Origin of the sequence: Streptomyces sp. NPDC059679 (genome assembly GCF_042734105.1) — a bacterium.
Taxonomy (GTDB): domain Bacteria; phylum Actinomycetota; class Actinomycetes; order Streptomycetales; family Streptomycetaceae; genus Streptomyces.
On record NZ_JBHWES010000010.1, the window covers coordinates 155184 to 181294 of the forward strand.

Below are 26111 nucleotides of genomic sequence, written 5' to 3' on the forward strand. Positions count from 1 at the left end.
CGTGCGGCTCGCACTTCGCCCTGGACGGTCCCGAGGACTATGCACCCCGCCTGTGATGGCGGTCACCCTTCCGTTCATTTCGTTCACGAAACGGCCATGTGCACACTGTGTGGCATGCGCGTCCCCCGTCCCCGGAGTCTGGCAGGCCAGCTGTTCGCCATGCAGGTGGTCCTGGTCGCCGTCGTGGTCGCCGGGTGCGCGGTCTTCTCGTACATCACCGGCCGGAGCCAGGCGGAGGAGTCCGCGCGCCGCCAGGCCACCGCCGCCGCGACCGCCGTCGCCGACTCGCCGACCGTCGCCGAGGCCGTACGGTCCGACGACCCCACCGCCCGGCTCCAGCCGTACGCGGAGCGGGTGCGCCATGACACCGGTGTCGCCTTCGTCACCATCATGAATACCCGGGGCATCCGCTGGACCCACCCCGACCCGGCCCGTATAGGGGAGAAGTTCCTCGGCAACACCGGGCCCGCGCTGCACGGCCGGATCTTCGACGAGACGTACACCGGCACCCTGGGCGCTTCCGTGCGCGTGGTGGCCCCGGTGCGCGACGCACGCGCCGGGGGCAAGATCACCGCGCTGGTCAGCGCGGGCATCACCGTCGACACCATCAGCGCGCAGGTGCGCCGCCAGATGCTGGCGCTGTTCGTCGTCGCGTTCGCCGCGCTGGCGATCGGCGGCATCGGCACCTATGTCATCAACGCCCGGCTGCGCCGCCATACCCACGGTATGAACGCCGGCGAGCTGAGCCGGATGCACGACTACCACCAGGCCGCGCTGCACGCCGTCCGCGAGGGGCTGCTGATGCTCGACGGGCGGCGGCGGATCGCGCTGATCAACGACGCAGGCCGGGAACTGCTCGGCCTGTCCGAGAACTCGGTGAACCCGGTCGGCCGGTACGTCTCCGACCTCGGCCTGCCCCCGTCGCTGACCGGCGCCCTGCTGGCCGCCGAGCCACGGGTGGACGAGCTGCATCTGACCGCCCAGCGGGTCCTGGTCGTCAACACCTCCCCGGTCAGCAGCGGAGAGCAGCGCGGCACGGTCGTCACCCTGCGCGACCACACCGAACTCCAGGCCCTGTCGGGCGAGTTGGACTCCGTACGCGGCTTCGCCGAGGCCCTGCGCTCCCAGGCGCACGAGGCCGCCAACCGGCTGCACACCGTCGTCTCGCTGATCGAGCTGGGGCGGGCCGAGGAGGCGGTCGACTTCGCGACCGCCGAACTGGAGCTGGCGCAGGCGCTGACCGACCAGGTGGTGGGGGCCGTCGCCGAACCGGTGCTGGCCGCCCTGCTGCTGGGCAAGGCCGCCCAGGCCAATGAGCGCGGCGTGGAGCTGGTCCTCGCCCCCGACACCCGTATCGACGACGGGCTGCTGCCGCCCGGCCTCCCGACCCGCGACCTGGTCACCGTCCTCGGCAACCTCATCGACAACGCGACGGACGCCGCCGCCGAAGGCGTCGGCCGCGGCGCGGCCCGAAGCGCCCGCGTCACGGTCACCGCGCGCGCCGTCACCGACGAGCTGACGCTGCGGGTGAGCGATACGGGCGCCGGGCTTGACCCGGCGACGGCCGAGGCGGCCTTCGGGCGCGGCTGGAGCACCAAGTCCGCGGGGCGGGGGCTGGGGCTCGCCCTCGTACAGCAGGCGGTGCGGCGCAATTCCGGCACGGTCGAGGTGTCCCGGACGCCGGACGGCGGCGCGGAGTTCACGGTCCGAATGCCGCTGACAGATGCAGCGCTCGCGGAACCAGTGACCCCCCTCACAAAAGCCATCCCGAAGCAGCCCGCCCCACAGGACACCACCCCACAGGAACCCACCCAAGAGCCACCCGCCCAAGAAGAGGAACCCGCCCGATGAGCCCGAGCCCGTCGCAGGCGAACCCGGCGCGGCCCGCCCCGATACGGGTCCTCGTCGTCGAGGACGACCCGGTCGCCGCGGACGCGCACCGGATGTATGTGGAGCGGGTCCCCGGCTTCTCGGTCGTCGGCGTGGCGCGGACGCGCGGCGACGCGCAGCGCCTGCTGGAGCGCACGCCCGCCGATCTGTTGCTCCTGGACCTGTATTTGCCCGATGGACATGGTCTGCAGCTGCTCCGGGCGCTGCGTGCGACAGGTCACACCGCGGATGTGATCGCGGTCACCTCGGCCCGTGACCTGGCGGTGGTCCGCGAGGGCGTCTCGCTCGGGGTGGTGCAGTACGTCCTCAAGCCGTTCACATTCGCAACGCTTCGGGACCGGCTGCTGCGCTACGCGGAATTCCGCGCCAGCGTGGGCGAGGCCAGCGGCCAGGACGAGGTGGACCGCGCACTGGCCGCACTGCGCGCACCGCAGCCGGCCGAGCTCCCGAAGGGGCTGACCCCGGCCACCCTCCAGGCCGTGACCGACACCCTGCGCGCCGCCGACGACGGGATCTCCGCCGCGGCGACGGCGGAGACGGTGGGGATCTCGCGGATCACCGCGCGCCGCTATCTGGAGCACCTGGTCGACGCGGGGCGCGCGGCGCGGGCGCCACAGTACGGGCAGGTCGGCCGCCCCGAGCTGGTCTACCGCTGGCTGACCGCCGGCTGACCGCCGGGCGACGCTGGCCGAACCAGGCAATAGGAAACTTTCCTATCCACCATCTTGTCGGAGCGGCGACGGCTCGCTAGGTTCACAGCCGCAACCCGCACGTCGCCTCCTTCCCAACCCCCCTCAGGAGGACCAGACCGCCATGAAGATGTCCAAGCGTTCCAAGCGCACCCGCAGACTCGCCCTCACCGCGACCTGCGCGCTGATAGCCACGGGCGGAACGGCGACCCTCGTCGCCACCACCGCCCAGGCCACCCCGACCACCCCGAAAGCGACCGCCGCCGCCAGCGGCCAGACCGGCCCGTACCTCTACCTCGGCTGGGGCAGCCCGCCCAAGGCCACCGATGTGATGTCGGCCACCGGCACCACCCAGTTCACGATGGCCTTCATCCTCTCGGACGGCGGCTGCAACCCGAAGTGGGACGGCTCCCGCGCGCTCACCGGCGGCAGTGACCAGTCGACGATCAACTCCATACGTTCGGCCGGGGGCGATGTCACGGTGTCCTTCGGCGGCTGGAGCGGTAACAAGCTCGGCGAGAAGTGCTCCTCCGCCTCCGCGCTGGCGGGCGCGTACCAGAAGGTGATCGACGCCTACAAGCTCAAGTCGATCGACATCGACATCGAGGCGAGCGAGTTCGAGAACGCGACGGTCCGGCAGCGGGTGATCGACGCGCTGAAGATCGTCAAGCAGAAGAACAGCGGCATCAAGGTGTACGTCACCTTCGGCACGACCACCAGCGGCCCCGACTCCAACGGCAAGGACCTCGTCAAGCGCGGCGCCGCGTCCGGCGTCGACGTCGACGGCTGGGCGGTCATGCCGTTCGACTTCGGCCAGGGCTCCGTGGACATGGCGGCGGCCACCAAGTCGGCGGTCGACGGGCTGAAGAACACGGTCGCGAGCGCGTACGGGCTGTCCTCCGACGACGCGTACCGCAAGGTCGGCTTCTCCTCCATGAACGGCAAGACCGATGTCGCGGGTGAGACGGTCACCCTCGACAACTTCAAGTCCGTGGTCTCGTACGCCAAGAGCCACCACCTGGCCCGGGTCAGCTTCTGGTCGCTCAACCGCGACCGCAAGTGCGGCTCCGACGGGGACGCGGACGCGTGCAGCGGCATCGACCAGGGGACGTACGACTTCACCAAGGTGCTGGCGGGCTACACCGGCTGACGGCCATCCACCGCTGAGCCTCCGAGCTGACGTTCGATCAAGGGCGTTCCTGGTCAAGGGGATTGACCTTGACTCGGGCCCGACCGTACGGTCGGGCCGCAGCCCAGAGGCCAGCAAGGAGGTCGTGCCAGTGCGCCCCACCGCCCCACTGATCCTCACAGCCGCCACCCTCGTCGCCGCCGCAGGACTCACCGCCTGCGGCGGCGGCTCGGGAAGCGACCCGGACACGGTCAAGATCGCCTACAACCGCAGCACCGACAACAAGATCAGATTCAAGGACAACTTCCTGGCCGGAGTGAAAAAAGAGTTCGAGAAGGCGAACCCCGGCAAGAAGGTCAAGCTGATCCCGATCCAGGCCCAGGACAACGACTACGCCACCAAGGTCCAGCAGATGATGCGGTCCCCCAAGACCGCGCCCGACCTGGTCTACGAGGACACCTTCCGGATCAACTCCGACATCACGGCGGGCTATCTGCGCCCCCTCGACGACTATCTGGCCAAGTGGCAGACCTGGGACCAGTTCGTCGACACCGCGAAGGCGGCGGCCAAGGCCGAGGACGGCAAGACGTACGGCATCCCGGACGGCACCGACACCCGCGGCCTGTGGTTCAACAAGAAGATCTTCGCCAGGGCCGGGCTGCCGGCCGACTGGCAGCCGGGGAGCTGGGACGACATCCTCGCCGCGGCCCGCACGATCAAGAAGAAGGTCCCCGACGTCACCCCGCTCAACGTCTACACCGGCAAGGCCCCCGGCGAGACCGCCGTGATGCAGAGCTTCGAGATGCTGCTGTACGGCACGGGCGAGAACCCGCTGTACGACCCGAAGGCGAAGAAGTGGGTCACCGGCGGCAAGGGGTTCGAGGACGCCCTCGGCTTCATCAAGACCGTCTACGACGAGAAGCTGGGCCCCGACGTCTCCGACGCCCTCGACCCCAACGTCGGCACCACCGTCTTCAGCGAATGGCTGCCCGAGGGCAAGCTCGCCATCGCCCTCGACGGCTCCTGGCTCGGCCAGAACTGGCTCAAGACCGGCGGCAAGCCATGGCCCGAGTGGTCCAAGACCCTCGGCCAGGCCGCCATGCCCACCCAGAACGGCCAGGCGCCCGGCAAGGTCAGCATGTCCGGCGGCTGGACCTGGGCGATCACCGCCAAGTCCAAGAACCCCGACCTGGCCTGGAAATTCATCGAGCAGATGCAGACCAAGAAGAACGCGGTCGAATGGTGCGTCGTCGACGCGCAGATCGCGGTCCGCAAGGATGTGGCGAAGGACCCGCGCTATCTGTCTGCCATGCCGGGCATCACCTTCTTCACCAACCTGGTGAAGTACACCCACTACCGGCCGGCGCTCCCCGTCTACCCCCAGGTCTCCACCGCGATCGGCGAGGCCATGGAGTCGGTGACCACGAGTGACACCTCCCCCGCCAAGGCGGCCGAGTCGTACGGCGACCAGCTCAAGACGATCGCCGACGGCGCCACGGTGGCCAAGGGCTGATGGCGACCGCGACCAAGGTGGCGGTGGCTCCGGCGGCCCCGGCCCGCCCAAGACGCCGCCCCCTGCGCTGGCTCCCGCTCGCCCCGGCGACGGTGCTCCTGCTGCTCTTCCTCGGCGGGCCGATCGGCTACTGCGTCTACATCGCCTTCACCAATATGCAGCTGACCGGCGCCGCCACCACGGACTTCGTCGGCCTCGACAACTTCCAACGCGCCTTCGAGGACGACAACTTCCGCAACGCGGTCATCCTCACCCTCGTCTTCACCCTGCTGTCCTCGCTGATCGGCCAGAACACCCTGGGCCTGGCCCTCGCCACCGCCATGCAGCGCGCCTCCAAGCCGGTACGGACCATCACCGGCTCGATCGTCATCGCGGCGTGGGTCGTGCCCGAGATCGTCGCGGGCTTTCTGCTGTACGCCTTCTTCCGCCGCGAGGGCACGCTCAACGCCATCCTGGACTGGCTCCACCTGCCGTCCCAGAACTGGCTCTACACCCTCCCCATCCTCGCCGTCTCCTTCGCCAACGTCTGGCGCGGCACGGCCTTCTCGATGCTCGTCTACTCCGCCGCGCTCTCCGAGATCCCCAAGGAGATCACCGAGGCCGCGGAGGTCGACGGCGCGAGTGGGCCGCGCCGCTTCTGGCACATCACCCTGCCGATGATCCGCCGCTCCATCGGCACGAACCTGATGCTCAACACGCTCCAGACACTGTCCGTCTTCGGTCTGATCTGGGCCATGACCCGAGGCGGCCCCGGCAACCGCAGCCAGACGCTGCCGGTCTTCATGTACGACCAGGCGTTCAACAAGTCGCTGATCGGCTACGGCACGGCGGTGGCGCTGCTGTTGCTGCTGGTGGGTGCGGTGTTCTCGCTGGTCTACCTGCGGCTGATGCAAGACGAGGTCTGAACGACGGCCTGCTGGAAGGCGGTCCAGGCGGCGGGCGCGACGCGCAGTATCGGGCCCTCGGGGTGCTTGGAGTCGCGTATCGCGACGGTGTCGGGGTGGTTGGTGGCCACCTCGACGCATTCGTTGTCACCGTTGCTGTAGCTCGACTTCCGGAACTCAAGCGTGGTCATCTCTCACATCTCTTCGCGGAGGACTTCGATAAATGCCTTGGTCTCCGGCTCAGTGAGGGCGCTTCGGGAGATCTCCTCAAAGAGATCCTGGTGCTGGGCGGCTTCGTCGCCGCCCTCGACCCACAACTGACCGAAGGCGGTTTCTGTATACACCACATCCATGGCACCGGGCTCGGCGAACGAAACGATGTTGAAGGCTCCGTTCATGCCCAAGTGCGCCCCGGCTGTGAACGGCAGGACCTGAAGGGTGATGTGCGGCTGATCCGCGACCTGACACAGGTGCGCCAACTGCGAGCGCATCACCTCCGGCCCGCCGACATGGTGCCGGAGCGCACCTTCATGGATCAGCGCCCGTAGTGCCAGCACAGGCTCTTCGGTGAGCCGCCGCTGACGGGCCACTCTGGCGGCAACGAACTGTTCGCCGTCGTCCGGGTGGCCGCGCATCGAGTTACCGAGGGCCAATGCGCGGGCGTAATCGGGGGTCTGCAGCAGACCGGGCACAAGGCTGAGCTGCCATGTCCTGATGCTGGTCGCCACGTTCTCCAGGGCGACGTACTCCTGCATCACTCCAAGGTTCGGGAAGTCGTCCCACCACCCCTTGGCCCTTCGCCGCTCACGGTCGACTCGCGCCAACTCCAGCAGCCCGCCCACAACCGCAGGATCGCTCACTCCGTACAGCTCGCACAAGGCCCGGATGTCCGGGTCGCGCATGGGGACCCAGCCGCGTTCCATCTTGGCGACCTTGGTGGTGGACGCCGTCAGAGCTTTGGCGGCGTGCGTCTGCGTAAGCCCCGCCTCGGTGCGGAGCTTGATGAGTTCGCCGCCGAGTCTGCGCCCCAGAACGGTCGAGGTGCTGTTTCCCTGCATCAGCTGACTCGTAGTCACACGCCCAGTCTGTCGTCAGCGAACACACCCCCGCAAACCGATCGGAGGATTTCCTCCAAGAGGAACTTGCGTTGATCTCGCAGACGACGCTACGGTCCGTGATGAACTGCTCGCGCAGCGAGGCGAGTCGGCGGGCCGAGACCCGCCACGCCCTCGCGCGCTCAGGCCCAAACTCGCCTGCTGGAGGTGCGCGATGGCATTCGCGCCGCAAGACCCACGGAGCCCCGACCCCAACAACTCCCACGACCCGGTCGTCCATCACGATCGCGTGGACTATTCGCCGTTCCCCAAAAGCGTGACCTTCGCCCGCCGCTACACCGCCAAGATGGTTGCCCACTGGGGCCACCCCGCCCTCGCGGACGACGCCGCGCTCATCGTCTCCGAGCTGAGCGCCAACGCCGTGCTGCACGGCGGCGTCCCGGGGCGCAACTTCCGCGTTCAACTCACCCTCACCAAAACACTCCTGCGCATCGCCGTCTCCGACGCCAAGGGCGAACGCCTCCCGCAGCCGCGCCGCCCCACCCCCGACGACAAGTTCGGGCGCGGGCTCCTCATCGTGCGCGCGCTGGCGACCCGCTGGGGCGTACGGGAGCGAACCGTGGGCAAGGAAGTCTGGGTCGAACTCGACCTGGCCACCTCCCCCGTCGAAATCTGACCGGACCACGGCAAGGGAACGCACGAGGCGGGCTCGATCTGTGAGGTGCGCCACCTCGTGTCACGTCGAATAGAGCCGCGGTGTCTTGAGGGCATGACTGAACACAGCACAGCCCACAAGATCGTGGTCATCGGCGGCGGCTACGCGGGAACCGTCGCGGCCAACCATCTGCGTATGCGTACCGACGTCGACATCACCCTGGTCAACTCCCGCCCGAAGTTCGTCGAACGGATCCGGCTGCACCAGTTCGTGGCCGGCGATTACGACGCCTCTGTCGACTACGGCACGCTGCTCGGCGACGGCATCCAGTTGGTGGTCGACAACGCCACCCGTATCGACACCGCCTCCCGCGTAGTGGAGCTGGCGTCGGGCCGTGCGCTGGACTACGACCACGTCATCTACGCGGTCGGCAGCACCGGCGCGGTCCCGCCCTCGGTGCCGGGCGCGAGCGAATTCGCATATTCCGTCGCCGAGTTCGAGTTCGCCCAGCGGCTGCGCACCAGGCTGGCGGAGCTGCCGGCCGGGGCCGCGGTCACCGTGGTCGGCGGCGGGTTGACCGGCATCGAGACCGCCGCGGAACTCGCCGAACAGGGACGTACGGTCACTCTGGTCTGCGGCGGAACCCTGGCTCCGGCACTCAGCGAACCTGGCCGCCGATCCGTCGCGACGTGGCTGTCCGAGCACGGCGTTACCGTGCTGGAGGGCAACGCGGTGGCCGAGGTCCGGCAGGACGCGGTCGTCCTCGCCGACGGAGCGATACGGCAGAGCGCGCTCACCATCTGGACGGCCGGTTTCGGTGTGCCGGGCTTGGCGGCGGCCAGCGGGTTGCGCGTCGACGCACTCGGTCGGCTGCTCACCGACGAAACGCTGGTCAGCGTCGATGACGACCGCATCGTCGCGGCGGGGGACGCCGCTTCACCGTCTGGCCGGCCGCTGCGGATGAGCTGCCAGGCCGCGATACCGCTCGGAGTGCAGGCCGCCAACACCGTGCTGAGCCGCATCGCGGGAACAGCGCCAGCGGTGATAGACCAGGCATTCAAGGGATCGTGCATCAGCCTGGGCCGGCACGCCGGCACGATGCAGCCCGCCCGCGAGGACGACACACCCTTGGACACCTGCATCGACGGGCAGAAGGCCGCGGAGATCAAGGAGGAGCTGTGCCGGATGGCGGTGATGGGTATCGGCATGGAGGCCCGCAGCCCGGGTGCCGTCGTGTGGCAGAAGGGCGGGCCGCGGGCCGCGCGGATGGTCCCGTCCCCATGACCGCCGACGAGCATGCCGAGCGGTTCACCCTGTTGCGGCCGCTGCTGTTCACGATCGCCTACGAAATACTCGGTTCGGCGGCAGAATCCGACGACGTGCTGCAGGACAGCTATCTCCGGTGGGCGGACGTGGACCTGGCGACGGTCCGTGACACCAAGTCGTACCTGGCGCGGCTGGTGACCCGGCAGGCGCTCAACACGTCGCGGGCCGGCGCGCGCCGCCGTGAGGACTACGTCGGTGTGTGGCTGCCGGAGCCGCTGCTGCTCGACGAGCGCGATGCGTCGGCGGACGTGGTGCTCGCCGAGTCGGTGTCGATGGCGATGCTGGTGCTGCTCGAAACGCTCTCCCCCGATGAGCGCGCGGTGTTCGTCCTGCGCGAAGTGTTCGGCTTCGACTACGACGAGATCGCGGGCGCGGTGGGCAAATCGGTTGTGACGGTGCGCCAGGTGGCGCACCGCGCCCGTGAGCACGTACAGGCGCGGCGCAAGCGCTTCGAGCCGGGGGGCTCCGGCAGGACCGCGCGGATCACCGAGCGGTTCATGTCCGCGGTGACCACCGGCGACATGGAGGGGCTGCTCTCGCTGCTCGCGCCGGACGTCACCTGGACCGCAGACGGCGGCGGGAAGGTGATCGCGGTGCGTCGGCCTGTGGTGGGCGCGGAGCAGGTGGCCGCGCTCCTCCTGCGCATCTTCCGCGCGGGCACCCGGATCGAGGTGGTGAACTGCAACAACATGCCCGCGCTTATCGCCTACCGCGGCGGCCATCTGGAGGGTGCCTTCCTGACCGACGTCGTCGACGGGAAGATCAGCCACTTCTACGCCATCCGCAATCCGGACAAACTCCTCGCGCTGACGGCACCGCGGCAGATCAGCCGGTAGTACTGACCCACATCCCCAGAGAGGGGCCGCCCATGCCACCGGAACGACAGCCGATGGATCTGAAGGCGTACACGGCCAGAGCGCAGCGCGGGCCGTGCTTCGTATGCGCCTTCGTATCCGGACACCCCGACTTCGCACATCACACCGTCTACGAGGACGACGACCACATCGCCTTCCTCGACCGGTGGCCCACCGTCGTCGGCAAGGTTCTGGTCGCCCCGAAGCGACACATCGAGCACGTCGTTCGCGACCTGGATCCGGAGTCCTACGCGCGGCTCATGCTGGTGGTGCGGGAGGTCGCCCTCGCTGTGGAGGACTGCGTGGGCGCCGAGCGGACGTACCTCTACTCACTGGGCAGCCAGCAAGGGAACGCACATCTGCACTGGCACATCGCCGGGTTGCCGCCAGGCACCCCGTACGAGCGGCAGCAGTTCGCGTCGCTGATGACCGAGAACGGCGTGCTGGCCGTGGAGCCCGAGGAAGCCTCCGCCATGGCCGCGCGCATCCGTGACCGCATGGGTGACTAGTCTTCTTGGTCCCGCCGTGGCCCGAGGTAGGGGCTGAAGTGGTCTGCGAGGTCATCGGCGATGGCCATGGCGTCGCGGGAACCATCGACTTCGAGCACGCGGATACCCAGCCCTCGGGCGGCACGCACGGCCTCCTCGGCGATGAGGCGGTCACGGACGAGGCGATTGGCCTGCGCTCTGGCCGGGTCGCTGACGCGGTGATCGAGCGCGGCGGCCCGGGGCAGCACGCGAACTTGATGTTGGCGGAACTCGGGTGTGGGCACCATGACGATCATCCGGCGCGGTGAGTCGATGATGGGGGCTACGAGCTCGGGGCGGAGCCCCCAGCCCTCGGCGATGATCGGCCTTCCGGAAACCAACGCACGCAGGTCGTCAAGCGTCCATTCGAAGCGGACCGGGAAATCGGCCAGGGTCTGGGCGGCCATCGCTTCGGGGGTGGTGTTGACCCACACCTCGTCCAGGTCAGGATCGGCGACGGGCTCGCCAAGGCTGATGCGACGTGCGATGCGGCGATCGTTGTGAGCGCGGGCGTCGTGGTAGTCGTAGTGATAGACGGTGACGCCATACCGTGCCGCCAGGATTCTGGCCACGGTCGATTTTCCGGCCCACTGGCCCCCGCAGATCCATAACGCCTGATGCAAGGTGCCCAAGGGGTCCCAGACTTCGCTGTCAGTGTCGAGGTCGCGGCTGGTCATGCGATGCCCTTCTGTGCCTGTCGTCATCTGCTGTCGCTGGACGATGGTTCCAGCAGTTCCCCCGGGAAGGGCAGGAAGCCGGCGCGCTGGTGCTTGCTGACGGCGGGGGATGCGGGGTCTCGGCCGGGCCATGGGCGGCTGGATAGTCTCTCGGCCATGAATACGGCCATGACCAGCGGCGGGACCGGCGAGCCGGTCATCCTGAGCGCGATGGAGCTGATGTCCGATCCGGAGCTGGCAGCCCGCTTCGCGGAGTCGGCCCACCGGATCCTGGCGGACCTGGTCCGCGAAGGTGCAGCACTCGGCTGGGTCGAACCGCCCTCACGCCCAGAGGTGGCGGAACTCCTCGGCCAGGTCGTCGCCGCGGTGCGGGCCGGGGATGGCGCCCTGCGCGCCGCTTATCTCAACCGTCGGCTGGTCGGGCTGGGGTACTGGCTGCGCTACGCCCGGCCGACCCACAGGCCGCACGCCGACCTGGAGAAGATCGCGGTGGCTGGAGCCGCCCATGGGCGTGGCATCGGCCGGGCGCTGACCGCCGCCTTGATCGCGGACGCCCGCCAGGCCGGTATCGAAGTCCTCACCCTGGATGCCCGTGGCGACAACGCCAAGGCCCTGGACCTCTACCGGTCACTGGGCTTCAGCGAATACGGCCGTCTGCCCGCCTTCGTCGCCGTCGGCGAACGCCGCTACGACAAGGTGTTCTACATGGTGGACCTCCGCCGACAAGTTCGCACCGACCTCGCGGATGATCGCTTGCGAGGCTGAGCGTGAGCGGTCGCGGCCGGCGTGGCTGGAAGCCCGGGATTGTGACTTCAGCCGTAGAGCGCCGCCATGGCTCGTGTCGATGCCGCGATGTGCTCCCGAAGCTCGGTCGGCGCGAGCACCTCCACCTCCGGGCCCAGCCGCAACAGCTCCGACTCCGCGTGTGCGAGGCTCTCGACGGGGATGAGGCTTCGGCGCCAGCCATCGGCCTCCGGCTCTCCTCGGTTCACACCGTCGATCACCGCCTGCGCCGCGAAGTCCTGCAGCCGGGCGATGCCGACCGGTGAGATGCGTATCTCCGCTTCGCCCTGCCACAACCGCTCCTGCAGCCCCGCCGAATGGGCCTGCCAGTGACGAGCCAGGTCGAAACCGGCCGGCGGATCGAACACCTCGTCCAGTTGCTCCAGGGCGAGGATCTGCCCGATCCGGTACGTGCGCAGTTCCTCATCGGCACGAGCGACGGTGTACCAGCGTCCGGCCTTGAGCACGATCCCGCACGGCTCCAGACGCCGCTCCACCACCTGCGGGGCATACCACCGGCGATAGCGCACCCAGATGGCACGGCGCTGCCACACCGCGGCCGCCACCGCCGGCAGATGCGGCACCTCGTCCGCCTCCCGGTACCAACCCGGGGCGTCGAGGTGGAAGCACTCACGGATCCGCCGGCCCTGATCCCGCAACTGGGCCGGCAGGGCCGCCTCCAACTTCAGCTCGGCGGCCGCCAGCACCGAGCCCAGCCCCAGCTCGGCCGCCGGCCCCGGGAGACCAGCCAGGAACAGCGTCTGCGCCTCGTCCGCGGTCAGCCCGGTCAACCGCGTGCGGTAGCCGTCCAGCAGGGCATAGCCGCCCGCGTGGCCCGCCTCGCCGTAGAGCGGCACGCCCGCCGCAATCAGCGCCTGCACATCCCGGTACACCGTGCGCACGGACACCTCAAGCTCCGCCGCCAGCTCGACAGCGGTCATCCGGCCACGGTTTTGCAGCAGGAGCAGAAGCGAGAGGAGTCGGCTGGCACGCATGGCCGCAAACCTACGCCGGTTCGCTGACAAAGGATGTCAGGGGACCGGCCTTAGCGTCTGCGGCATGACGAACAACGACTTCGCGTTCTTCACCGGCACCTACGACGTCGCCAATCGCTGGCGCAAGGACTTCCTGGACCCCACCGAGGGCGACGGCCGCTGGGAGGAGTTCCCCGGTACCACCCGCGCCTCCGTTCATTTCGAGGGCTCCGCCAGCTTCGACGAGATCGAGTTCCCGACGAAGGGCTTCTCCGGGCTGACGCTGCGGCTGTTCAACCCGGCGACCGCACAGTGGTCGCTGTACTGGGCCAGCAAGCGCACCGGCACCCTCTTCCCACCCGTCACCGGCAGCTTCGGCGCGGACGGCACCGGCGTCTTCCACGGCGACGACGAGCACGACGGCCGCAAGGTCCGGGCGCGCTTCATCTGGTCCGGCATCACCGCCGACCGCGCCCACTGGGAGCAGGCGTTTTCCCTCGACGACGGGCAGACCTGGATCACCAACTGGCACATGGACTTCACCCGGCGCACAGCCCCAGACCGCGCGTAACGGCGACGGCGTCGCGTTTCGGGTCGCCTCGCCGTTGGACGGCATGGCCCGGTTGCCGAGAGCGGGTATCGTCTCGCGCCTTCGGCGCAAAGCGGCCAGCAGCGGGAAGGGCGGGGGCGCCGCAGGTGTCGTCGCCGTCCAGCCCAACGGGTCGTCACCGGCCGACAGGCGGCGGAACGGCCGGTGGCCGTCCGGAGCGGTGGCGCCGGTCCGGTTGGGCTCTCCCCCCACCTGCTCTTAAGAAAGTGCTTGCTCTACATCAAGTACTGCATCAAGCGATGCTTCAAGAGGGGGTGGGGGAGAGCCGACTGACCGGCTCGGCCACCGCGCGGCAGCAGCTGCGGCGGAGCGCAGCGGAGCCTGCTTTGAGCTCAGCCGTCCACCGGGCCGAGGACCGAGACGCCGCGTCGGCCGCCCCCTTCCCTCCCGCTGCTGCCGCTTTGGACCCGGAGGGTCCGAGACGAAAGCCGCACTCGCGTGCGCCGAATGCCGCGAGACGACGCATAGGCGCAGGCGAAGCGCAGCCAACGCGCAGCGCAGCGGAGCGCACCGCCCGCAGAGGGCTCGCCGTCGCATCGGCCGCGCACATGGGGTTACTCAGTTCGTCGGGCTCGCTTGCAGGCCAGGCCGGCAAGCGTCTCCCAGATCAGCCGATGGGCGTTGTTGACCGTCAGGTCGGCGTGGTCGTACGGAGGGCAGACCTCGGTGACGTCGAGCGCGACCACGTTGGTCTCCAGAGCGATCCGGCGAACGTGCCCACCACCTCCGAATGCGCGCAGGCGGGCGGTGCGCGCCGGTCGGACGGCACGGACGGCACCAGCAGGGCGCCGACCGCCTGGCTGACGGAGATCGCCGCTGATCCGCGACCCCAGGGCGCCGGAACATGCCAGTGTGGTCGCCACGAGATCGCGCGCCCGAGCCCGAAAGGCAGCACGCCATGCCCCCTCCCGAGACTTCCGAGCCTTCCGTGACGTCCGAGACGTCCGAGACGTCCGAGACGGCAGCCCTCAGCCCCGCCACCCTCCTGGCAGCCATGCCCTTCACGGCACAGCTGGGCATCGAACTCCACGAGGCCGCCCCCGACCGGGCCGTGGGCAGTCTGGCCTGGTCACCGGAGGTCTGCACCGCGGGTGGAGTCATACACGGCGGGGCCCTGATGGCGCTGGCCGACTCCGTCGGCGCCGTCTGTGCCTATCTCAACCTCCCGCAGGGCACGGGGACGTCCACGGTGGAGTCCAAGACCAACTTCCTGCGGGGAGTGGCCTCCGGGCGAGTCCACGCCACGGCCCGGCCCCTGCACGTCGGCGGCACCCTCATCGTCGTACAGACCGATCTGCGGGACGACAAGGACCGGCTGGTGGGACAGACCACCCAGACCCAGATCGTGCTCACCGCGAAGTCCGGACCCTCGCGCTGAATGCGAAAAATGCTCGCACCCCTTGCTAACGACGGGACATACCGGCGTGGACGACAGTGAGACCACAACGTCCAGCAGCTTCAGAAAGGGGACATGCCCGGCATGTTCACTCGACGAAATATTGCCGGTCTCGCCGCGGCGGTTGCCATCGCCGGCGGCGGATTGGTGACTCTCGCCCCGTCAGCCAGCGCCACCCCCAGCAACTGCCTCTCCTGGCTCGTCACGGGGAGCGAGGGGCACCGAGGAGGGGAGGTGAGGTGCACGGGTGGCACCTCATCGGACAGTTACAGGGCATGGGTCTGGTGCAAGAAGGCGGACGGCTACGAGTACTACCACCTAGGTCCCTGGGTCTTCACCGGAGGAACCTCGACCGTGTGGTGCGACATCGGCGCCCGAGTCAAGGACAACAACGTCTACATCGAGGTGCGTTGAGAAGGTACAGCACCGCATAAGGCACGGCGCAGCGGAAGGCCCCCGGCGAATGCCAGGGGCCTTCCGCTGACCGTAGATCGTCGTGACCGCAGATCGCTACGCTCGCAGGCCGCGCAGCAGCAGCTCGCACACCTCCGCGAAGTCCGCGTCGATCTCGGGGTCCATCCACTCCGACGCGTACATGGGGTCGTGGAAACGCGCCGTCGCGTCCCACAGCGCCCGCGCCGTCGCCGCCGCGTCGCGCGCGGCGAACTCGCCGCTCGCGACCCCGCTCTCCACGATCGTGGCGAGCTGCTTCAGCAGCGTCGTGAGATACCGGGCGACGGTGCCGCTGTTCTCGCGGGCCAGCTCCAGGAAGGTGGCGAACAGCTCCGGGTCGTCGCCTGCCTTGCGCCGCTTGGCCGCGAAGAGGGCCGCCAGCCAGCGCCGCAGGCGCTCTGCCGCGGGGCCTTTGCCGTCGGCGATGGCCGACAGTTCGTCGTGCTCCCGGTCGAGCCACCGCTCGGTGACCGCCTCGCGCAGCGCGGCCTTCGTGGCGAAGTGGCGGTAGACGCTGCCGTGGCTGACCCCCAGCGCGCGGGCGACGTCCACGACCGTGGCCTTGGCCGGGCCGTAGCGGCGCAGTACGTCCTCGGTGGCTTCGAGGATGCGGGCGGGGGTCAGGGGATTCTCGGGCGGCGGCATCAGGTCCCTTACGTCATCGGCTACTTCTCGCTGTCGAGGTGGGTCATCTGCTCTTCCGGGTAGCGCGTGCCTGCCGCGGCGCCGGCCGGAACGGCCTCCTCGATGGCGGCCAGGTCGTCGGCATCGAGCGTAACCTCCAGCGCGCCGAGCGATTCCGCCAGGCGGTCGCGGCGGCGGGCGCCGACGAGCGGGACGATGGCGGCGGACTGCCGGGCGTTCTGGGCGAGCACCCAGGCGATGGCCGTCTGCGCGACGCTGACACCCTTGCCGTCGGCGACCTCGCGGAGCGCGTCGACGAGGGCGAGGTTGCGGTCGAGGTTGTCCCCGCTGAAGCGCGGGCTGTGGCCGCGGAAGTCGTCGGCGGCGGCCTTGCGGTCCCGGCTCCAGTGGCCGCTGATCAGGCCGCGCGAGAGCACTCCGTATGCGGTGATGCCGATGCCCAGTTCGCCGCAGACGGGCAGGATCTCGTCCTCGATGGCCCGGTCGAGCAGGGAGTACTCGATCTGGAGATCCACGATCGGGGCGGTGGCGGCGGCCCGGCGGATGGTCTCGGGGCCCGCCTCCGAGAGGCCGATGTGGCGTACGTATCCGGCCTGGACGGCCTCCGCGATGGCGCCGACCGTCTCCTCGATGGGCACGACGGGGTCGACGCGGGCGATGCGGTAGATGTCGATGTGGTCGGTGCCCAGGCGCTGCAGGGAGTAGGCGAGGAAGTTCATGACCGCTTCCGGACGGCCGTCGTTGCCGCGCCAGCCGCCCGCCGGATCGCGCAGGGCGCCGAACTTCACGCTGGTCAGGGCCTGTGCGCGCAGGGCGGCGGGGGCGGTGCGAAGCGCCTCGTTGATGAGCAGTTCGTTATGGCCCATGCCGTAGAAATCGCCGGTGTCGAGGAGGGTGATCCCGGCGTCGAGCGCGGCGTGGATGGTGGCGATGGACTCGGCGCGGTCGGCCTCGCCGTACATGCCGGACATGCCCATGCAGCCGAGACCGAGCGCGGAGACCTGGGGGCCGGTGGTGCCAAGGGTGCGGGTCTGCACAGGACGCTCCTCGGGACGGGGGTGGGGTGTGCCCGGGAAGCATGACATGCAGGGCTGACAGATTTCAATAGTTGTCATCCGTGCAAGCCGTGCGTGTCGCGCGCCTCACGGGCACCTCACGTACGCCGCCCGGCCAGCGCCTGTGCCGCGACGGCCAGAAAGTCCCACAGATGCTGCTGGCGGCGGTCCTCGACCACGGCGAGGCAGGTTTCGTGCGACACGGCGTCGGTCACCGGCCGGTGCACCAGGTCGGGCCGGGAGTAGTAGCGCGCGACGCTACGGGGCACCAGGGCGATACCGACCCCGGCCGCGACGAGCTCAAGCTTCTCTTCGATCGTCGCGATGCGCCGCCGCTCACCGTCCAGGATCTCCTCGCCGTCGAGATCGGCGTGCGTGAGCCGCCGCCGGGACGCCAGGGGGTGGGCGGCGGGCAGGCAGACGACCTGCGGCTCGCTGCCGATCGGGACGGTGTGAAGCCCGTCCGTGTCGAATGGGTTGCGGAGATAACCGACGTCGGCCCGGCCGTCCCGTAGCGCCTCGACCTGCTCGTACCAGTTCAGGCGGAGCAGTTCGATCTCGACGCCGGGGTGCTCGTGGGCGAACGCGCGGACGGCGGTCGAGACGCTCAGCCCGGGGGTGAAGCCGACGACCAGGCGGTGGGCGCCGCGCGCCGCGCTGTGCACGCGGCGGGTGGCGGCGCGCGCGGCGGCGAGCACGTCGAGTGCGTCCTTCTGCAACTGCTCACCGGCCGGGGTCAGCCGTACGGAACGGGTGGTGCGCTCCAGCAGCGCGCAGCCGAGCTCCTGCTCCAGCGCGCGGATCTGCCGACTGAGGACGGGCTGCGCGATATGCAGCCGGTCGGCTGCCCGGCCGAAGTGCCCGAGCTCGGCGACGGCCACGAAGTAGCGCAGCTTACGCAGATCCAGATCCATACCCGGAGGGTATCAATGTGCGCGAAGAGGTATTGGACGAACACTCCTTTATCGGCGGAGAGTTACCTCCGCACGGCGTCCGGGAAGCCGGTTCGCCACTCATCGGGAGGTCCCTTTTCCATGATCGTCATCACCACTCCCACCGGCCAGATCGGGAGCCAGGTCCTTGAGAACCTGTTTGACAGCGACGAGCCGATCCGGGTGATCGCACGCGATCCCTCCCGGCTCTCCCCGCGGATACAGGAGCGCGTCGAGGTCATGGCCGGGTCGCACGGCGACTCCGACGTCATCGACAAGGCATGCGCGGGCGCGGACGCCGTCTTCTGGCTGGCCCCGCCGAATCCCCGCGCCAAGAGCCTCGAGGCGATGTATCTGGAGTTCACCCGACCCGCGTGTGACGCGTTCAAGGCCCAGGGGGTCAAGCGGGTGGTCGGCGTCTCGGCCCTGGGCCGCGGGGTGATCGTGAACGCCGGGCTGGTGTCGGGCTCGCTGGCCATGGACGACCTGATCGCGGCCACGGGCGTCAACTACCGGGCGCTGACGGCAGCCTCGTTCATGGACAACATGCTCCGCGAAGTCGACTCGATCAAGAACCAGGGCGTGTTCTTCTCCCCGCTCACCGGCGACCTCAAGGCCCCCGCCTGCGCCACCCGCGACATCGCGGCCGTCGCCGCCGAACTGCTGCTGGACGACTCCTGGAGCGGAGCCCATGGCGAGGTCCCGATCCTGGGGCCCGAGGACCTTTCCAACGAGGACATGGCGCGGATCATGTCCGAGGTACTGGGGAAGCCGGTGCGCTTCCAGCACGTCCCCGCCGACGACTACACGGCGGCGCTGACCGAACACGGGATGTCCGAGGCGATGGTGCGGGGCATGTTCGACATGATGGTGGCCAAGAGCCAGGGCCTGGACAACGCCGAACCGCGCACCCCCCGGTCCACCACCCCCACCAGCTTCCGCCAGTGGTGCGAGGAAGTCCTCAAGCCCGCCGTCCTGGCCTGAACCCGGCCGAATGGGGTCGGCCGGGTGGGGCCGGCCGCGTACGACTGGGGCGACAACGGCCGCACATGCTCGGTCTTTTGACCGAGCCGATGAGCCACCCCCCCTGGTCCCGGCGCCCTGGCCCTCCCGTTCATCCGGCCGATGACCACCGGCTCCGTCCGTGTCCACAATGCGGGGACGGATGAGACAAAGGAGCCGATCATGTCGTACCCCGAGCCCCGCTATCTCGGCGAGAACGGCGAGGTCAACGCGGTCTACCGGCCAGTTGACACCACGCCCGAGCTGGACTCCCCCACGGGCAACCGGACCCACTATCTGGCCACCCATGCCACCACCGGGGGTGAATTCGGGCTCTACCGGGTTGACATGGGACCCAGGTCGCCGGGGCCCAGCACCCACTTCCACCGCTCGATCTCGGAGTCCTTCTTCATCCTGTCGGGGGCCGTGCGGCTCTACGACGGAGATCGCTGGATCACAGCGCGGCCGGGTGACTTCCTGTACGTACCGGTGGGCGGGTTGCACGCGTTCAAGAACGACTCCGACGACCCGGCGTCCCTGCTGCTGCTCTTCGCCCCGGGCGCACCGCGCGAGGAGTATTTCGAGCAGGTCGCGGAGATGACCCGGCGTGGCGGCAAGGAGCTCGAGGAGTTCCGCATCCGCCACGACAGCTTCTTCGTGGACTGAAGTCACTCGGCGGGGTGGTCGCCCCCTGCGTCCCCGGCACCCCTGGCATCCCCGGCACCCCCGGCGCCCCCGGCATCCCTGGTGACCGTCTCCAGATGGGCCGACAGGTCGTCGACCATGCGGCCGAGGAGAAGGACGAGGTGCCGCCGATCCGCATCGGACCATCCGGACAGCGCATCGGCGAACCAGCCGTTGATGACCCGCAGATAGCGGTCGGCGAGCTTTTCGCCGGCCGCGGTGAGGGTGATCAGACGGGCCCGCTGGTCGTCGGGGTCGGCCACCCGTTCCACCAGGCCGCGCTGTTCCAGCCCGTGGATCTGGCGGGTGGCGTGCGGACCGGCGACCTGCATGCGCTGGGCGATCTCCCCGACCCGCAGGGGCCGGTCCGCCGCGTCGAGGATGACCAGGATCGTCACGGCGGGCCGCTCCAGGGTCACCCCGGCGGCCGCGGTGGCCCGTTCGAAGAGCTGCCCACGGCTCAGCGTGCCGCTGAGCCGGTTCATGACGGGCAGCAGTCCCCTCAGCCCCTCGTTGTCGTGCGGCACGCGGGCGCTCCTTTCGATAGTTACCTACGTTAGGTATATATTCATCTCAGCCAGGCAACGCCCCCTGGGGACGTTCGCCTTCAATAAAGATACCTAAGTTAGGTAATGGACGTCATGACCATGAGCGACGTACTGATCGTCGGCGCCGGACCCACCGGGCTGACCCTGGCCTGCGATCTCGCCCGGCGCGGTGTCAACTGCCGCATCGTCGAGGCCGCCGAGGGGCCCAGCACCGCCTCCCGCGCCAAGACCATCCAGCCGCGCGCACTGGAGATCGCCGACGACCTCGGCGTCATCGACCGCGTCCTGCAGTTGGGGGCCATCAACGTCCCGACCCGGCGCTACGACCGGGAGCGCGTGGTCACCGAAGCCGTGGAACTGGCCGTGGGCACGGCGGCCCCCGGCGTTCCGTACCCGCCGGTCTGGCTGTCACAGCCCCAACTGGAGTCCGTCCTGCGCGACCGCCTGACGGAACTCGGCGGCCAGGTGGAATGGGGCTCGGCCGTGAGCGACCTCAGCCAGGACGCCGACTCCGTCACCGCGACCGTACGGACGGCGGCCGGGCAGCGCGGGATTCGGGCGCGCTATGCCGTCGGCTGCGACGGGGGCCGCAGCATCGTCCGGCAGCGGATGGGGGCCGTCCTGCGGGGCACCTCGTACGCGGACCACCGCTGGTACCTCGGCGACGTACGCATCAACGGCCTCGACCGGCACTGCCAGCACCTCTGGGCCGGCCCCGAGCACGGAATCCTGTCCCTGTTCCCGCTGCCCAGCACCGACATCTGGCAGTTCCAGGCGTCCGTCCCCGCCGACGAGCGGGAGCCCGGCACGCCCACACTGGAGCTGTTCCGCCGCATCTTCGCCGAACGCGCGGGCCTGCCGGGCGTGGACCTCCAGGACGCGGGCTGGCGTTCGCTGTACCAGGTCAACGTATGCCTGGTCGACCGGTATCGCGTCGGCCGGGCCTTCGTCGCCGGGGACGCGGCGCATATCCACTCGCCCGCCGGCGGGCAGGGCATGAACACCGGTATCCAGGACGCCTACAACCTGGGCTGGAAACTCGCCGCCGTCCTCGGCGGCGCCGACGCCGCCCTGCTGGACACCTACGAACGAGAACGCCGCCCCGTCGCCCAGGCCGTCCTCGACGACAGCACCTCCCGCATGCACGCGATGCTGCGCGCCTTCGGCGACAGCGACGGTTCGACCGCGCTGCGCGGTCTCACCGACGACTTCACCACCGGGCTCACCATCGCGTACCCCACCAGCCCACTGACGACCCGACCGAGCGGCCCCCAGGCCGGCGACCGGGCGCCCGACGCGCCCTGCCGCGACGCCGCGACCGGCCGCGAACACCGCCTCTTCGACCTGCTGCGCGGCCCGCACTGGACGCTGCTGTCCTTCGGCCGCGGCCACAACACGGCCACCGCATGGGACGCGCCCGTCCCGCTGCGCGCCTATCGGGTGACCGACGACCCGACGGCGACCGGTCCCGACACGGTCATCGACACCGACGGCCAGGCCCACCGCATCTACGACATGCGCGAAGACGGACTCGTCCTCATCCGCCCGGACGGCTATATCGCCATGCGCACCGCCGCCCACCAAGGCGACGCGGCCCTACGCCACGCCACCGCGCTCGCGGCCCACCCGAACTGAAGCCGCTGACCGCAGTCTTCCCCTCCCGGCCGGACGGGCGGTTTCATGTACGGAACGCTGATCGACTGCGCTCAGCAGGCGCGAGGAGGTCCGAGGTTGTCCGCACTGTCCGGCCGCACCTTGTCCCATCCGGCCAAGTCCGCCCCGCTCAGATCCCGTATCACCAGATCCCGCACCACCAAGCGCCGCACCGCCGGTCCCCGCGCCGCCTGGTCCCCCCGCACCCGCCGCCGACTGGCCGCCGACGCCGCCCTGTTCGTCGTCGCCGCGGCCTTCGTACTCCCGCTGGCCTGGCTGATCCTGGCCTCCGTCGACGGCGAGGCGACCTTACGCGTCTCCGCCCCCGGCTCCCCCACGCTGGACAACTTCCAGGCGGTGTGGACGGACGAGATCACCTTCACACCGATGCTCAACAGCCTGCTGCTGTGCGGCGGGGCCACCATCCTGACCGTGGCGTGCGCGGCCCTGGCCGCCTATCCGCTGTCCCGGTTCCGCTCCCGTCTCGTACGTCCGTATCTGCTGACGATCCTGTTCAGCACCTGTCTGCCGATCACCGCGATCATGGTCCCGGTCTACGGCCTCTTCGTACAGGTCGACCTGATCGACACGATGTACGGAACGGCGCTGTTCCTGGCCGCCTCGCAACTCCCGTTCGCCATCTGGCTGATGAAGAACTTCATGGACGGCGTCCCGGTCATCCTCGAAGAGGCCGCGTGGACGGACGGCGCGTCCTGGCTGCAGAGCCTGGTGCGCGTCATCCTCCCCCTGATGGGACCGGGCATCACGGTCGTGATGATCTACAGCTTCATCATGATGTGGGGCAACTTCTTCGTCCCCTTCATGCTGCTGCTCACCCCGGACCAACTCCCGGCGTCGGTGTCCATCTTCACCTTCTTCGGCAACTACGGCCAGGTCGCCTACGGCCAGCTCGCCGCCTTCTCGATCCTCTACTCGACCCCCGTGATCCTGCTGTACGTGCTGATCGCCCGCCGGATGGGCGGCGGCTTCGCGCTGGGAGGCGCCGTCAAGGGCTGACCGAGGTTGACACTGATCAACCACGGCAATAGCTTTGCATTCAAAGATGCTTTGCTTTCAAAGCAAACACGTCTGCGTGCAAGCTGCCCGACCGAACGGAGATTCGTCATGCCCCACTTCACCGTGCAGATCCGCGAGGAAGAACTCGACGGAAAGACCGAGCCGAAGCTCATCCGGGCGCTCACCGACGCGGTGGGCGTGGTGTACGGCGAGCGGTTGCGCTCCGTCGCGGTCGTCGATCTGTTCGGCGTGCCGCGCGGGCGCCATGGCATCGGCGGCGTGCCGACCGAGGAGAACGCCCCCGCCATCACGCTGAGCATGCGCGAAGGGGCGCTGAACCACCCGGAGTTCGAGAACGCCCCCGCGCGGCTGATCGCGTCGATCACCGATGCCGTCGTCGAGGTCTTCGGCGAGTCCGTCCGCAAGCAGGTGTCCGTGGGCATCGTCGGCGTGCCCGCGGGACGTTCCGGGGTGGGCGGCGAGGTGGTCTGAACTCAGCCGGCGGGCGCCCCAGGCAACCGGGCGTGGTCACCTGGCGGGCGTGGCCGGTGCCTCACATCCGTGGTGTCGGGCCGAGCGCTCCGCGAACGCCTTGAGCGCGGTGCGCTCGTACGTCAGGTCCGGCTTGCGGCGGGTGTCGTCCTCGGTGCCGTCCGCGCGGACCAGGAACAGCGCGTCCTCGGCGCCGTCCGGGCAGGAGGCGCTGGCCCAGTAGGCGCTCTGGCCCAGCCGGCCCGAGGGTGCGTCGCCGGGGGACGGGCCGTCCTGGCCCGGGCTGCCGGTGTACTCGGCGCGGACCTCCTCCGCGTACGGGCCGTAGTACGCGTCGAGGCGGTAGCGCGGCGAGCCGTCCCGCGCGCCGAGGGCGCAGGACTCGCGCGGCGCCCGGTCGCGGGCGGTCTCCCGGGCCGTGGACACCGCGGAGCGGGCGGCCGTCGGGACGCCGGCGCAGGTGCCGTCGGCGCCGAGCAGCGGCTCGTACTCGTCCTCGTTGACCGGCAGGCCCACCGTGCGGACCGGTTTGCCCAGGCCGGCGCCGCAGCCCCAGTGGTCGTTGGCCGCCTTGGCGGTGGCGGTCGCGGTGCGGACGAAGTCGGGGCGGACGGCGGGGTCGTCCAGCGTGACTCCGCCGAGCTTGGTCTCCACGGTGATCAGCAGGCTGGTGCCGCCCTTTGCGCATTCGAGCAGTACGGCGGCGGTCCCCTCGCCGTCCTCGTTGTCGTCCTGCCGCACATTGTCGGTGCCGAAGACCCCGGACCAGCCGTGGCCGAGGGGGACCGCGAGGGTGTCCCGCCCGGGTACGGGGGTGTACGTCCCGGCGATGCCGTACGTGGTGCGGGGCCGCGGGCCGGCCTCGATGCTCACCTTGACGCTGCCCTTGTCATCGGCCGTCACCTCGCACCGTACGGCGAGGGTGTTGGCCTGGTCCTCATCGCCCTTGGCCTTGGCCTTGGCGTCGAATGTGCCCGTGGTGCGGTTGTTCACGCTGATCTCGCCGTCGCCGAGCACCGCGCGGACCTCGTCCTTGGCCAGCACTCCGTCGCAGGCCGCGTCGAGCGCGCGGTCGTCGCTGCCGGCCATCCAGACGATCGTGCCCGCCAGCGCGGCCAGCGCCACCACGGCGGCCCCGAGGCCCCACGCGCGACGGCGGGTGAGCCTGCCACCGAGCCACCCCGAAGGGCTCTCGCCGTCCCGCTCGCCCTCCTGGCCGCCCTCCGGTTCGCCGGGCCGCTCGCCGCGTCGCAGTCTGCTCAGTGCCATTCCTCGACCTCCCCCAGCACCTTCGTATCGCGGCACCCCGCCGACTTCGGCCAGCCGTCCGGTGCGCTCAGATAGCGGTCAAGCGCCGTGCGCGCCGTACGGGAGAGCTTGGCGCGGTCCTTGGCGCCCAGGGTGGCGGTCGCGCCGTCCTCGATCAGGATCGAGGGGATCACCGAGACGCGGTGGTAGGTGTCCCGGCCGCCGCACACCGAGCGTGCCCACAGGGCGAGTTGGGGGTCCTCGACGTAGGAGGAGATCCGGTCCTCGCCCTGGGCGCCGTCGGTCCCACCGGCCTTGCCGTCGTCGCCCTTGCCGTCACCGGCCGGCTTTCCCTGGTTCTGGGACACTCCCCACCCCGGCACATGGCCCTCGCGCTCGTACGAGTCGTACGCGGTCCGGCCGAGGATGCCCGCCCAGCTGGCCGCCTCGACGCCGGTGACCTGCCAGTCCGCCGGGCGGCTGCCGTCGTTCTTCTCGGCCTCCGAGTCCCAGGTGCCCTGGCAGGCGTTCACCACCCGGGACTCCTGGAGGTCGCCGAGCGTGGTCCAGGCTCCGGGCATCACGCCGGGCAGCGAACGGGAGTTGATCCAGCCGCATTTACGCAGATCGCGGCCGGGCTCCTCGATGCGCTCGGACCGCCAGTCGCCGCTGTCGTCATGCGACTCGTAGGTGTCCAGCACCTCGGTCGGCGCCTTGAGCGGGGCGCTCCCGCAGCCCTGCGCCTCGGTGATGGCGTTCGCGACGTGGACGGCGGTGCGGAAGCCGGTGAGGGCGTCGGCCCGTTCGGCCCTGGTCCGCTCCTCGCGCTCGGCGGCGCTGTCGGCCTCGTGGTCGCCGTCGGTGACAAGTGCCGACACATACAGATCGGTCGTGGGCCGGACCCGGCCGCGCAGGCCGTCCACGCACTCGGTCACCAGCCAGGCGCCGCGCCTGCCGTACTGACCGGTGGTGCCGGGGGCCACATACGTGCCGTCGGTGTTGGCCGTACCCAGGAGATCTTCGGTCTCCATACCCTCGGGGACGTCGGAGACCAGCGCTTCGGCGTGGACGGTGACGCCGTATCCGTCGCCCCACGACAGCGCGCAGTGGAGCAGCGAGCGGCTTGTCCGGCCGGGTTCGAGCATCGTGCCGTGCTGGCTGAGCTCGCCCGCCCGGCCGTCGCGGACGAGCCGCTTCAGATCCGCGTACGGGAGGGTGCCGTCGCACGCCTTTCTCAGCTGGGCGCGGTTGGCCGTGAGATGGCCGCCGTCGCTGTCGCGGTTCACGACGACGAAGACCGCGACCAGCGCTATGACGAGTACCACCAGGGCCGTGTGGCGCAGCCACACGCGGGCCCACAACCGACGCATCCCGCCCCCGCTCCTTCGTCCCCCTTGATCAGGTGATCAGATAACCCCGT

General features: G+C 69.8%; 29 protein-coding genes. 18 read left to right on the forward strand and 11 right to left on the reverse strand.

Annotated elements, in window-relative coordinates; genetic code table 11:
* Positions 1-114 precede the first annotated feature (114 nt).
* From ACFV2X_RS14485 to ACFV2X_RS14505, 5 genes are all read left to right on the forward strand, one after another.
* Positions 115-1851, forward strand: coding sequence for an ATP-binding protein (locus ACFV2X_RS14485; RefSeq protein WP_385615870.1), 1737 nt, complete (start codon positions 115-117; stop codon positions 1849-1851).
* Entirely contained in the window at positions 1848-2561 is a 714-nt protein-coding gene (locus tag ACFV2X_RS14490; protein WP_385615873.1) for a response regulator, read from the forward strand. Before ACFV2X_RS14485 ends, ACFV2X_RS14490 begins: the two co-directional genes overlap by 4 nt.
* A gap of 142 nt (positions 2562-2703) precedes the next feature.
* Positions 2704-3729 carry a chitinase gene (locus ACFV2X_RS14495; RefSeq protein WP_385615877.1) on the forward strand — a complete coding sequence of 342 codons (1026 nt, stop codon included), beginning with the start codon at positions 2704-2706 and terminating at the stop codon, positions 3727-3729.
* 130 nt (positions 3730-3859) lie between these two features.
* On the forward strand, positions 3860-5221 hold the full coding sequence (locus tag ACFV2X_RS14500) for an extracellular solute-binding protein (protein ID WP_385616035.1): 1362 nt from the start codon (positions 3860-3862) through the stop codon (positions 5219-5221).
* On the forward strand, positions 5221-6126 hold the full coding sequence (locus tag ACFV2X_RS14505; RefSeq protein WP_385615880.1) for a carbohydrate ABC transporter permease: 906 nt from the start codon (positions 5221-5223) through the stop codon (positions 6124-6126). The genes ACFV2X_RS14500 and ACFV2X_RS14505 overlap by 1 nt, the downstream gene beginning before the upstream one ends.
* Here ACFV2X_RS14505 and ACFV2X_RS14510 read toward each other — a convergent pair.
* Together ACFV2X_RS14510 and ACFV2X_RS14515 are read right to left on the reverse strand one after the other, a co-directional pair.
* Complete coding sequence (locus ACFV2X_RS14510) at positions 6096-6296, reverse strand: DUF397 domain-containing protein (protein WP_385615883.1); 201 nt, start codon at positions 6294-6296, stop codon at positions 6096-6098. The genes ACFV2X_RS14505 and ACFV2X_RS14510 overlap by 31 nt on opposite strands.
* Before the next feature lie 3 nt (positions 6297-6299).
* A complete protein-coding gene (locus ACFV2X_RS14515) occupies positions 6300-7163 on the reverse strand; it encodes a helix-turn-helix domain-containing protein (protein WP_385615885.1) in 864 nt (287 codons plus the stop codon).
* A 211-nt stretch (positions 7164-7374) separates the two neighbouring features.
* Between ACFV2X_RS14515 and ACFV2X_RS14520 the strand changes: the two genes are divergently transcribed.
* The 4 genes from ACFV2X_RS14520 (at position 7375) to ACFV2X_RS14535 (ending at position 10504) form a co-directional block, all read left to right on the forward strand.
* Positions 7375-7836: an ATP-binding protein gene (locus ACFV2X_RS14520; RefSeq protein WP_385615888.1), complete on the forward strand. Its 462-nt coding sequence runs from the start codon at positions 7375-7377 to the stop codon at positions 7834-7836.
* A 93-nt stretch (positions 7837-7929) separates the two neighbouring features.
* Positions 7930-9099, forward strand: a complete 1170-nt coding sequence (locus ACFV2X_RS14525; protein WP_385615890.1) for an NAD(P)/FAD-dependent oxidoreductase — start codon at positions 7930-7932, stop codon at positions 9097-9099.
* Positions 9096-9977, forward strand: coding sequence for an RNA polymerase sigma factor SigJ (gene sigJ, locus ACFV2X_RS14530; RefSeq protein ID WP_385615893.1), 882 nt, complete (start codon positions 9096-9098; stop codon positions 9975-9977). The genes ACFV2X_RS14525 and sigJ overlap by 4 nt, the downstream gene beginning before the upstream one ends.
* A gap of 32 nt (positions 9978-10009) precedes the next feature.
* Complete coding sequence (locus ACFV2X_RS14535; RefSeq protein WP_385615895.1) at positions 10010-10504, forward strand: HIT family protein; 495 nt, start codon at positions 10010-10012, stop codon at positions 10502-10504.
* Here the strand turns inward: ACFV2X_RS14535 and ACFV2X_RS14540 are convergent.
* Positions 10501-11199, reverse strand: coding sequence for a hypothetical protein (locus tag ACFV2X_RS14540; protein ID WP_385615898.1), 699 nt, complete (start codon positions 11197-11199; stop codon positions 10501-10503). The genes ACFV2X_RS14535 and ACFV2X_RS14540 overlap by 4 nt on opposite strands.
* A gap of 168 nt (positions 11200-11367) precedes the next feature.
* On the opposite strand from ACFV2X_RS14540, the gene ACFV2X_RS14545 reads away from it, so the two are divergent.
* Positions 11368-11964, forward strand: coding sequence for a GNAT family N-acetyltransferase (locus ACFV2X_RS14545; protein WP_385616037.1), 597 nt, complete (start codon positions 11368-11370; stop codon positions 11962-11964).
* Positions 11965-12011: 47 nt separating this feature from the next.
* Here the strand turns inward: ACFV2X_RS14545 and ACFV2X_RS14550 are convergent, their stop codons facing one another.
* Positions 12012-12977, reverse strand: a complete 966-nt coding sequence (locus ACFV2X_RS14550; RefSeq protein WP_385615900.1) for a helix-turn-helix transcriptional regulator — start codon at positions 12975-12977, stop codon at positions 12012-12014.
* A 64-nt stretch (positions 12978-13041) separates the two neighbouring features.
* Between ACFV2X_RS14550 and ACFV2X_RS14555 the strand changes: the two genes are divergently transcribed.
* Positions 13042-13527 (forward strand): hypothetical protein, encoded by a 486-nt coding sequence (locus ACFV2X_RS14555; protein WP_385615903.1) that lies wholly within the window; start codon positions 13042-13044, stop codon positions 13525-13527.
* Between the two features lie 593 nt (positions 13528-14120).
* Here the strand turns inward: ACFV2X_RS14555 and ACFV2X_RS14560 are convergent.
* Entirely contained in the window at positions 14121-14429 is a 309-nt protein-coding gene (locus ACFV2X_RS14560; protein WP_385615906.1) for an arginase family protein, read from the reverse strand.
* A 65-nt stretch (positions 14430-14494) separates the two neighbouring features.
* On the opposite strand from ACFV2X_RS14560, the gene ACFV2X_RS14565 reads away from it, so the two are divergent.
* Complete coding sequence (locus ACFV2X_RS14565; protein ID WP_385615908.1) at positions 14495-14944, forward strand: PaaI family thioesterase; 450 nt, start codon at positions 14495-14497, stop codon at positions 14942-14944.
* A gap of 252 nt (positions 14945-15196) precedes the next feature.
* The gene (locus ACFV2X_RS14570) at positions 15197-15376 is read left to right on the forward strand and encodes a hypothetical protein (protein ID WP_385615911.1); all 180 of its coding nucleotides are present in this window, start codon (positions 15197-15199) and stop codon (positions 15374-15376) included.
* A 96-nt stretch (positions 15377-15472) separates the two neighbouring features.
* Here the strand turns inward: ACFV2X_RS14570 and ACFV2X_RS14575 are convergent, their stop codons facing one another.
* From ACFV2X_RS14575 to ACFV2X_RS14585, 3 genes are all read right to left on the reverse strand, one after another.
* Positions 15473-16060, reverse strand: a complete 588-nt coding sequence (locus tag ACFV2X_RS14575; protein WP_385615914.1) for a TetR family transcriptional regulator — start codon at positions 16058-16060, stop codon at positions 15473-15475.
* 20 nt (positions 16061-16080) lie between these two features.
* Positions 16081-17097, reverse strand: a complete 1017-nt coding sequence (locus ACFV2X_RS14580; protein WP_385615917.1) for an aldo/keto reductase — start codon at positions 17095-17097, stop codon at positions 16081-16083.
* A 116-nt stretch (positions 17098-17213) separates the two neighbouring features.
* Complete coding sequence (locus ACFV2X_RS14585; RefSeq protein WP_385615919.1) at positions 17214-18029, reverse strand: LysR family transcriptional regulator; 816 nt, start codon at positions 18027-18029, stop codon at positions 17214-17216.
* A 120-nt stretch (positions 18030-18149) separates the two neighbouring features.
* Here ACFV2X_RS14585 and ACFV2X_RS14590 point away from each other — a divergent pair, with 120 nt between their 5' ends.
* Together ACFV2X_RS14590 and ACFV2X_RS14595 are read left to right on the forward strand one after the other, a co-directional pair.
* Positions 18150-19031 carry an NAD(P)H-binding protein gene (locus ACFV2X_RS14590; protein WP_385615921.1) on the forward strand — a complete coding sequence of 294 codons (882 nt, stop codon included), beginning with the start codon at positions 18150-18152 and terminating at the stop codon, positions 19029-19031.
* Between the two features lie 201 nt (positions 19032-19232).
* Positions 19233-19715, forward strand: a complete 483-nt coding sequence (locus tag ACFV2X_RS14595; protein ID WP_385615923.1) for a cupin domain-containing protein — start codon at positions 19233-19235, stop codon at positions 19713-19715.
* Between the two features lie 2 nt (positions 19716-19717).
* Here ACFV2X_RS14595 and ACFV2X_RS14600 read toward each other — a convergent pair whose 3' ends face one another.
* On the reverse strand, positions 19718-20260 hold the full coding sequence (locus ACFV2X_RS14600; protein ID WP_385615925.1) for a MarR family winged helix-turn-helix transcriptional regulator: 543 nt from the start codon (positions 20258-20260) through the stop codon (positions 19718-19720).
* Between the two features lie 120 nt (positions 20261-20380).
* Here ACFV2X_RS14600 and ACFV2X_RS14605 point away from each other — a divergent pair, with 120 nt between their 5' ends.
* The 3 genes from ACFV2X_RS14605 (at position 20381) to ACFV2X_RS14615 (ending at position 23443) form a co-directional block, all read left to right on the forward strand.
* A complete protein-coding gene (locus ACFV2X_RS14605) occupies positions 20381-21916 on the forward strand; it encodes an FAD-dependent oxidoreductase (protein ID WP_385615927.1) in 1536 nt (511 codons plus the stop codon).
* A gap of 96 nt (positions 21917-22012) precedes the next feature.
* Complete coding sequence (locus tag ACFV2X_RS14610; RefSeq protein WP_385615929.1) at positions 22013-22951, forward strand: carbohydrate ABC transporter permease; 939 nt, start codon at positions 22013-22015, stop codon at positions 22949-22951.
* A gap of 108 nt (positions 22952-23059) precedes the next feature.
* A complete protein-coding gene (locus tag ACFV2X_RS14615; protein ID WP_385615931.1) occupies positions 23060-23443 on the forward strand; it encodes a 4-oxalocrotonate tautomerase family protein in 384 nt (127 codons plus the stop codon).
* Between the two features lie 36 nt (positions 23444-23479).
* Here the strand turns inward: ACFV2X_RS14615 and ACFV2X_RS14620 are convergent, their stop codons facing one another.
* Together ACFV2X_RS14620 and ACFV2X_RS14625 are read right to left on the reverse strand one after the other, a co-directional pair.
* A complete protein-coding gene (locus tag ACFV2X_RS14620) occupies positions 23480-24712 on the reverse strand; it encodes a hypothetical protein (protein WP_385615933.1) in 1233 nt (410 codons plus the stop codon).
* A complete protein-coding gene (locus ACFV2X_RS14625; protein WP_385615935.1) occupies positions 24703-26061 on the reverse strand; it encodes a hypothetical protein in 1359 nt (452 codons plus the stop codon). The genes ACFV2X_RS14620 and ACFV2X_RS14625 overlap by 10 nt, the downstream gene beginning before the upstream one ends.
* Positions 26062-26111: the final 50 nt, after the last annotated feature.

Coding starts and splice junctions, on each gene's coding strand:
- ACFV2X_RS14485 (WP_385615870.1), top strand. CDS start 115: ATGCGCGTCCCCCGTCCCCGGAGTCTGGCAGGCCAGCTGTTCGCCATG.
- ACFV2X_RS14490 (WP_385615873.1), top strand. CDS start 1,848: ATGAGCCCGAGCCCGTCGCAGGCGAACCCGGCGCGGCCCGCCCCGATA.
- ACFV2X_RS14495 (WP_385615877.1), top strand. CDS start 2,704: ATGAAGATGTCCAAGCGTTCCAAGCGCACCCGCAGACTCGCCCTCACC.
- ACFV2X_RS14505 (WP_385615880.1), top strand. CDS start 5,221: ATGGCGACCGCGACCAAGGTGGCGGTGGCTCCGGCGGCCCCGGCCCGC.
- ACFV2X_RS14510 (WP_385615883.1), bottom strand. CDS start 6,296: ATGACCACGCTTGAGTTCCGGAAGTCGAGCTACAGCAACGGTGACAAC.
- ACFV2X_RS14515 (WP_385615885.1), bottom strand. CDS start 7,163: ATGCAGGGAAACAGCACCTCGACCGTTCTGGGGCGCAGACTCGGCGGC.
- ACFV2X_RS14520 (WP_385615888.1), top strand. CDS start 7,375: ATGGCATTCGCGCCGCAAGACCCACGGAGCCCCGACCCCAACAACTCC.
- ACFV2X_RS14525 (WP_385615890.1), top strand. CDS start 7,930: ATGACTGAACACAGCACAGCCCACAAGATCGTGGTCATCGGCGGCGGC.
- sigJ (WP_385615893.1), top strand. CDS start 9,096: ATGACCGCCGACGAGCATGCCGAGCGGTTCACCCTGTTGCGGCCGCTG.
- ACFV2X_RS14535 (WP_385615895.1), top strand. CDS start 10,010: ATGCCACCGGAACGACAGCCGATGGATCTGAAGGCGTACACGGCCAGA.
- ACFV2X_RS14540 (WP_385615898.1), bottom strand. CDS start 11,199: ATGACCAGCCGCGACCTCGACACTGACAGCGAAGTCTGGGACCCCTTG.
- ACFV2X_RS14545 (WP_385616037.1), top strand. CDS start 11,368: ATGACCAGCGGCGGGACCGGCGAGCCGGTCATCCTGAGCGCGATGGAG.
- ACFV2X_RS14550 (WP_385615900.1), bottom strand. CDS start 12,977: ATGCGTGCCAGCCGACTCCTCTCGCTTCTGCTCCTGCTGCAAAACCGT.
- ACFV2X_RS14555 (WP_385615903.1), top strand. CDS start 13,042: ATGACGAACAACGACTTCGCGTTCTTCACCGGCACCTACGACGTCGCC.
- ACFV2X_RS14575 (WP_385615914.1), bottom strand. CDS start 16,060: ATGCCGCCGCCCGAGAATCCCCTGACCCCCGCCCGCATCCTCGAAGCC.
- ACFV2X_RS14585 (WP_385615919.1), bottom strand. CDS start 18,029: ATGGATCTGGATCTGCGTAAGCTGCGCTACTTCGTGGCCGTCGCCGAG.
- ACFV2X_RS14590 (WP_385615921.1), top strand. CDS start 18,150: ATGATCGTCATCACCACTCCCACCGGCCAGATCGGGAGCCAGGTCCTT.
- ACFV2X_RS14595 (WP_385615923.1), top strand. CDS start 19,233: ATGTCGTACCCCGAGCCCCGCTATCTCGGCGAGAACGGCGAGGTCAAC.
- ACFV2X_RS14605 (WP_385615927.1), top strand. CDS start 20,381: ATGAGCGACGTACTGATCGTCGGCGCCGGACCCACCGGGCTGACCCTG.
- ACFV2X_RS14615 (WP_385615931.1), top strand. CDS start 23,060: ATGCCCCACTTCACCGTGCAGATCCGCGAGGAAGAACTCGACGGAAAG.
- ACFV2X_RS14620 (WP_385615933.1), bottom strand. CDS start 24,712: ATGGCACTGAGCAGACTGCGACGCGGCGAGCGGCCCGGCGAACCGGAG.
- ACFV2X_RS14625 (WP_385615935.1), bottom strand. CDS start 26,061: ATGCGTCGGTTGTGGGCCCGCGTGTGGCTGCGCCACACGGCCCTGGTG.